Here is a 1,199-nt window from a genome sequence, read left to right as displayed (position 1 = left end):
GCGGTGATGTCGGGCGCGGTGATCTGTGCGGGCAGCGAGGAAACGCCGCCGTCATCGATGGCGACCACGTCCAGCAGCTCGCCGTTGGCCTGGGCCGGGTCGAGGGTGACGGTGAAGCTGCCGTCGAGGCCCGCCACCACAGTGCCAATCAGTGTGCCGTTGGCGTCATGCACTTCCACACGGGTGCCTGCAGGTGCGGTACCGCTGATGCTGCTGCCGTCTTCGGCGAACACCAGGTCGCTGGGGCTGGCAGGCGCAGTGGTGAGCGGGACTTCGAATTGCACCGCCGAGGAAGCGTTGCCGCTTGGGTCGGTCTGCACCAGGCTCAACTGCTCGCCTGGCTGTGCGGCTGGGGCGAGGTCGATCAGGAAGGTGCCGTTGGCTCCCACGACACCCGTGCCGATCACGGTGCCACTGGCATCGCGCACTTCGACAGTGGCACCCGGTTCGCCGCGACCGCTCAGGGCCAGGCCGTCAGCGCCAACTGTAATATTGGTTACTGCCTCAGGTGGGGTGATGTCCGGTGCATCGAATTGCAATGGGGCAGAGCTGTTACCGGCGGCATCCACCAGACGCACATCGAGTGCTTCACCATTGGCCTGGGCAGGCGACAGGGTGAGGCTGAACAGGCCATCGGCACCGACGACACCGGTGCCAATCAGGTTGGCGGCAGCATCGCGCACCTGCACGGTAGCGCCGGGCTCGCCGCGGCCGGTGAAGGTGACGCCATCGGCCAAGGCCAGGTCAGTCGGTTGCGCGGGCGGCAGCAAGTCGGCCGAGGTGACCGAGCCGGGTTGCGATACGTTGCCAGCGGCGTCGGTGAGGGTGACTTGCAGGGTACTGCCATCGGTGATGGCCGGGTTCAAGGTGATGGCGAAGGTACCATCCGGATTGACCGTGCCCGTGGCAATTACGGTGCCTGCGTCATCGCGCACCTGAACGCTGGTACCGGCTTCGCCACGACCGCTGAGCTGGCTGCCGGCAGCGCCGATCACCAGATTGGTCGGGGCCTCCGGTGGCGTTGTGTCGCCGCCGTCGATGTCCGGCGCGGTAACGTTATTGGCGGTGGAGGCGTTGCCTGCCGCATCGGTGGCCGTCACTTGCAGCACTTCGCCGTCTACCTGTGGCGGGTCGAGGGTGATGCTGAAGCTGCCGGTAGCGCCAACTACCACGCTACCCAGCACAGTGGTGCCGTCGGC

Annotated in this window: 1 protein-coding gene; it reads right to left on the bottom strand. The window is 66.7% G+C overall.

Going from position 1 to position 1,199, the window contains the following annotated elements; all coding sequences use genetic code 11:
* Window positions 1-1,199: Ig-like domain-containing protein (locus tag QYE47_RS27240; protein ID WP_301159800.1), on the bottom strand; the 1,199-nt coding region annotated here is incomplete at both ends.

The organism is Pseudomonas sp. 2,4-D, assembly GCF_030418155.1.
GTDB lineage: Bacteria > Pseudomonadota > Gammaproteobacteria > Pseudomonadales > Pseudomonadaceae > Aquipseudomonas > Aquipseudomonas alloputida.
The sequence above is the reverse complement of the archived record's forward strand: the minus strand, read 5'-3'. Positions and strand labels throughout refer to the sequence as shown.